Origin of the sequence: Histidinibacterium lentulum (genome assembly GCF_003789055.1) — a bacterium.
GTDB lineage: Bacteria > Pseudomonadota > Alphaproteobacteria > Rhodobacterales > Rhodobacteraceae > Oceanicola > Oceanicola lentulus.
This window is the reverse complement of record NZ_ML119098.1, coordinates 1-5,937: the sequence shown is the minus strand read 5'-3', so window position 1 is coordinate 5,937 and position 5,937 is coordinate 1. Positions and strand designations below refer to the sequence as shown.

Here is a 5,937-nt window from a genome sequence, read left to right as displayed (position 1 = left end):
AAACCTCTTGCGGGTTTGGTTTGGTATCCGTAGATAGCGCTTCACCGGCGGCGCTGAGGCGCGGCTGGGGCGCCAGACGGGGCGGCGGCGGGAGCCGGTGCAGACGAGGCGGTGACATCAGGGGCATGTTTGGCGGTGTCGCGCTGTGAATTGGCGCATCACTGTTGATTTTGCTTCTGCGCTTTTTGACATCGCGAGTATCTGAAGAGATATGCGGGCGGTTTGGTTCATTCGATGGATCAGACGTCTGTATGTCGGCTCACTAGGGTGGTTTCGGCTGTCCGATGATGTGAGTGTCAGCTTCACTGTTTGTCGGATCTGTTCCTTATGGGACGATCTGCAGACAGATGACTCATCGGTCCTAGCCGGGCCGATGGATGTGCAGAGGTTCGAACGTCAAGGACACGCCGCGAGGCGTTTCAACTTGAGAGTTTGATCCTGGCTCAGAACGAACGCTGGCGGCAGGCCTAACACATGCAAGTCGAGCGAACCTTCGGGTTAGCGGCGGACGGGTGAGTAACGCGTGGGAACGTGCCCAGCTCTGCGGGATAGCCTCTGGAAACGGAGATTAATACCGCATACGCCCTTCGGGGGAAAGAATTTCGGAGTTGGATCGGCCCGCGTTAGATTAGGTAGTTGGTGGGGTAATGGCCTACCAAGCCTACGATCTATAGCTGGTTTGAGAGGATGATCAGCCACACTGGGACTGAGACACGGCCCAGACTCCTACGGGAGGCAGCAGTGGGGAATCTTAGACAATGGGGGCAACCCTGATCTAGCCATGCCGCGTGAGTGATGAAGGCCCTAGGGTCGTAAAGCTCTTTCGCTGGGGAAGATAATGACTGTACCCAGTAAAGAAACCCCGGCTAACTCCGTGCCAGCAGCCGCGGTAATACGGAGGGGGTTAGCGTTGTTCGGAATTACTGGGCGTAAAGCGCGCGTAGGCGGGCTATTAAGTCAGGGGTGAAATCCCGGGGCTCAACCCCGGAACTGCCCCTGATACTGGTAGCCTTGAGTTCGAGAGAGGTGAGTGGAATTCCGAGTGTAGAGGTGAAATTCGTAGATATTCGGAGGAACACCAGTGGCGAAGGCGGCTCACTGGCTCGATACTGACGCTGAGGTGCGAAAGTGTGGGGAGCAAACAGGATTAGATACCCTGGTAGTCCACACCGTAAACGATGAATGCCAGTCGTCAGGGGGCTTGCCCTTTGGTGACACACCTAACGGATTAAGCATTCCGCCTGGGGAGTACGGCCGCAAGGTTAAAACTCAAAGGAATTGACGGGGGCCCGCACAAGCGGTGGAGCATGTGGTTTAATTCGAAGCAACGCGCAGAACCTTACCAACCCTTGACATCCCGTGACCGCTGCAGAGATGCAGTTTCCCTTCGGGGCACGGTGACAGGTGCTGCATGGCTGTCGTCAGCTCGTGTCGTGAGATGTTCGGTTAAGTCCGGCAACGAGCGCAACCCACACCCTTAGTTGCCAGCAGTTCGGCTGGGCACTCTAGGGGAACTGCCCGTGATAAGCGGGAGGAAGGTGTGGATGACGTCAAGTCCTCATGGCCCTTACGGGTTGGGCTACACACGTGCTACAATGGTGCCTACAGTGGGTTAATCCCCAAAAGGCATCTCAGTTCGGATTGGGGTCTGCAACTCGACCCCATGAAGTCGGAATCGCTAGTAATCGCGTAACAGCATGACGCGGTGAATACGTTCCCGGGCCTTGTACACACCGCCCGTCACACCATGGGAGTTGGGTCTACCCGAAGACGGTGCGCCAACCTTCTCGAAGGAGGCAGCTGGCCACGGTAGGCTCAGCGACTGGGGTGAAGTCGTAACAAGGTAGCCGTAGGGGAACCTGCGGCTGGATCACCTCCTTTCTAAGGATGATCCTGGAAGGCCGGCCTGCCGGTCTCGTGGATCACTTAGCAGCTCGGCAACGAGCATATCGGTCGAAAGTCCGCTTTCGACCCGGACCAGGCCGTCCTCATATCTCTTCAGACAGTGGTTTTGCCCGGGTGCAGCGCTCTTTGGGGCGTTAGCTCAGCTGGGAGAGCACCTGCTTTGCAAGCAGGGGGTCATCGGTTCGATCCCGATACGCTCCACCACGATCGAATGCCTTGCATTCGATCGCGCGTGCGAAAGACACATCTGCCTTTGGCAGATTTGACGTGGCATCGCCCGGTCGTCGTTCCGGGTGCCCGACAAGACCACGCTGTTCCGCTTTACCTCAACCGGGTGACGGCACGCGTTTGCAAGCAAACGCTTTCGCCGCACTGGTTTGTTTGGCGGAGCCAAACAAACCGGGTCGGTAGCTCAGGTGGTTAGAGCGCACGCCTGATAAGCGTGAGGTCGGAGGTTCAAGTCCTCCTCGACCCACCATATCCGCCCATGATTGGATCGCTGGACCTCCGGTCTTGCCGTCCAATCGGACATCGACGTCGGCCCTGCGCCGACGGATTTACATCGTTCAGAGAGAAACAATCATCAATATAGCCTGGCCTCCCGAGTGGGGGAGCGCCTGGGGTTCGACCCCGATGGCTATGTTGTCCAAGTCAAGTACAACTAACCCCCGCCATCCGCGAGGATGGTGGAACCGGGCCTGCGACCGACATCGCGGGCCCACGGGAAAGTATGACTTCTGATCGACGGCTCCCCTGCCAAGGGGGCGCCGGGATGCGGCCCTGCATCAAGGTAGTGGGCCGCATCTGACAGAAAGAAGCCTCGCTTCTTCTGGATCAGATCAAGCGCGAGAAGGGCGTTTGGTGGATGCCTTGGCAGCAAGAGGCGATGAAGGACGTGATACTCTGCGATAAGCTGTGGGGAGCCGAGAATAGGCTTTGATCCACGGATCTCCGAATGGGGCAACCCACCTGACAGTTTGTTATGACTGCGCAAGCATCTCATAGCGGGCTGAACCAGGTACTTTGAGGCTGAATACATAGGCTTCAAAGAGCGAACCCGGGGAACTGAAACATCTAAGTACCCGGAGGAAAGGAAATCAACAGATACTCCCCTAGTAGTGGCGAGCGAACGGGGATCAGCCGAGCCGTGAGTGTGACCGGAACCGTCTGGAAAGTCGGGCCATAGCGGGTGACAGCCCCGTACGGGAAGCATGATCGGACGCATCAAGTAGGGCGGGACACGTGAAATCCTGTCTGAAGATCGGGGGACCACCCTCGAAGGCTAAGTACTCCTTGCTGACCGATAGCGAACCAGTACCGTGAGGGAAAGGTGAAAAGCACCCCGACGAGGGGAGTGAAACAGTCCCTGAAACCGAACGCCTACAAGCAGTCGGAGGCTCCTTGCGAGCTGACGGCGTACCTTTTGTATAATGGGTCATCGACTTGGTCTCACGAGCAAGCTTAAGCCGTTAGGTGTAGGCGCAGCGAAAGCGAGTCTGAATAGGGCGCATGAGTTCGTGGGATCAGACCCGAAACCCGGTGATCTAGGCATGTCCAGGATGAAGGTACGGTAACACGTACTGGAGGTCCGAACCCACACCTGTTGAAAAAGGTCGGGATGAGGTGTGCCTAGGGGTGAAAGGCCAATCAAACCGGGAGATAGCTGGTTCTCCGCGAAATCTATTTAGGTAGAGCGTCATCTGAATACCTTCGGGGGTAGAGCACTGCATGGGTAATGGGGGCCCACAGCCTTACTGATCCTAAGCAAACTCCGAATACCGAAGAGTACTGGATGGCAGACACACGGCGGGTGCTAACGCCCGTCGTGGAGAGGGAAACAACCCTGACCTACAGCTAAGGCCCCCAATTCGTGGCTAAGTGGGAAAGCAGGTGGGACGTCCAAAACAACCAGGAGGTTGGCTTAGAAGCAGCCATCCTTTAAAGATAGCGTAACAGCTCACTGGTCTAAACAAGATGTCCTGCGGCGAAGATGTAACGGGGCTCAAGCCACGAGCCGAAGCTTAGGACGCAGCAATGCGTGGTAGCGGAGCGTAGTGTGACATAGTCTCATTCCTCCTTCGCACCCTCCGGGGTGCATTGGAGGAGAGAGGCTTTCTGTGAAGCCGGCCTGTGAGGGATCCGGTGGAGAGATCACTAGCGAGAATGATGACATGAGTAGCGACAAACAGGGTGAGAGACCCTGTCGCCGAAAGTCCAAGGGTTCCTGCTTAAAGCTAATCTGAGCAGGGTAAGCCGGCCCCTAAGGCGAGGCCGAAAGGCGTAGTCGATGGGAACCAGGTTAATATTCCTGGGCCAGGAGGATGTGACGGATTGTGGCGGCGTGCGTCCCTTATCGGATTGGGGCGTATCCAAGACAGTTCCTGGAAATAGCCCTCCATCAGACCGTACCCCAAACCGACACAGGTGGACTGGTAGAGAATACCAAGGCGCTTGAGAGAACGATGTTGAAGGAACTCGGCAAAATACCTCCGTAAGTTCGCGAGAAGGAGGCCCGGTCCAAGAGGGCCGGGGGCACAAACCAGGGGGTGGCGACTGTTTACTAAAAACACAGGGCTCTGCGAAGTCGCAAGACGACGTATAGGGTCTGACGCCTGCCCGGTGCCGGAAGGTTAAAAGGAGAGGTGCAAGCCTTGAATTGAAGCCCCGGTAAACGGCGGCCGTAACTATAACGGTCCTAAGGTAGCGAAATTCCTTGTCGGGTAAGTTCCGACCTGCACGAATGGCGTAACGACTTCCCCGCTGTCTCCAACATCGACTCAGCGAAATTGAATTGCCTGTCAAGATGCAGGCTTCCCGCGGTTAGACGGAAAGACCCCATGAACCTTTACTATAGCTTCGCACTGGCATCAGGCCAGGCATGTGCAGGATAGGTGGTAGACTTCGAAGCCGGGACGCCAGTCCTGGTGGAGTCTCCCTTGAGATACCACCCTTGCCTTGCTTGATGTCTAACCGCGGCCCGTTATCCGGGTCCGGGACCCTGCGTGGTGGGTAGTTTGACTGGGGCGGTCGCCTCCTAAAGTGTAACGGAGGCGCGCGAAGGTTGGCTCAGACCGGTCGGAAATCGGTCGTTGAGTGCAATGGCAGAAGCCAGCCTGACTGCGAGACTGACACGTCGAGCAGAGTCGAAAGACGGCCATAGTGATCCGGTGGTCCCGAGTGGAAGGGCCATCGCTCAACGGATAAAAGGTACTCTGGGGATAACAGGCTGATGGTGCCCAAGAGTCCATATCGACGGCACCGTTTGGCACCTCGATGTCGGCTCATCTCATCCTGGGGCTGGAGCAGGTCCCAAGGGTACGGCTGTTCGCCGTTTAAAGAGGTACGTGAGCTGGGTTTAGAACGTCGTGAGACAGTTCGGTCCCTATCTGCCGTGGGTGTAGGATACTTGAGAGGAGTTGCCCCTAGTACGAGAGGACCGGGGTGAACGATCCACTGGTGGACCTGTTGTGGCGCCAGCCGCAGTGCAGGGTAGCTATGATCGGACAGGATAACCGCTGAAGGCATCTAAGCGGGAAGCCCCCCTCGAAACAAGGTATCCCTTGAGGGCCGTGCGAGACCAGCACGTCGATAGGCCGGAGATGTAAGCGCAGCAATGCGTTCAGTTGACCGGTACTAATGGCCCGATTGGCTTGATCTGATCCGGAAGTGGCGAGGAAAACCCTCACCAGGACCAGAAGTCATGCACGATACGCGACTTGGAAAGATTGTCCGGCGGCCCACCCGCCGACCTGTTTCTTCCCCGATCTGGTGGTCATAGCACGAGCAAAACACCTGGTCCCATTCCGAACCCAGCCGTTAAGTGCCGTCGCGCTGATGGTACTGCGTCTCAAGACGTGGGAGAGTAAGTCACCGCCAGATCTGGAAAGAAACACGAGAAACCTCTCCGAACGATGCAATGGACGCGATCCGCCGCGCAAGACCGCCGCGACACGCACCAGCCCGAGCCGACCTTCCGCGATCGCCCCACAGACGGAGCACAAGCGGACCCGACACGGGAACAACCGCTCCCCC

General features: G+C 57.2%; 2 tRNA genes and 3 rRNA genes. All 5 read left to right on the top strand.

The window, feature by feature from the left end:
* Positions 1-420: 420 nt before the first annotated feature.
* The 5 genes from EAT49_RS20875 to rrf all read left to right on the top strand — a co-directional run bounded on the left by EAT49_RS20875 (position 421) and on the right by rrf (position 5,784).
* Positions 421-1,881 (top strand): 16S ribosomal RNA (locus EAT49_RS20875).
* A gap of 152 nt (positions 1,882-2,033) precedes the next feature.
* A tRNA-Ala gene (locus EAT49_RS20870) sits at positions 2,034-2,109 on the top strand.
* Between the two features lie 197 nt (positions 2,110-2,306).
* A tRNA-Ile gene (locus EAT49_RS20865) sits at positions 2,307-2,383 on the top strand.
* Positions 2,384-2,742: 359 nt separating this feature from the next.
* A 23S ribosomal RNA gene (locus EAT49_RS20860) occupies positions 2,743-5,563 on the top strand.
* A gap of 106 nt (positions 5,564-5,669) precedes the next feature.
* Positions 5,670-5,784: ribosomal RNA gene (gene rrf, locus EAT49_RS20855) — 5S ribosomal RNA — on the top strand.
* Together the 16S, 23S and 5S rRNA genes with 2 tRNA genes alongside form the textbook arrangement of a ribosomal RNA operon.
* Positions 5,785-5,937: the final 153 nt, after the last annotated feature.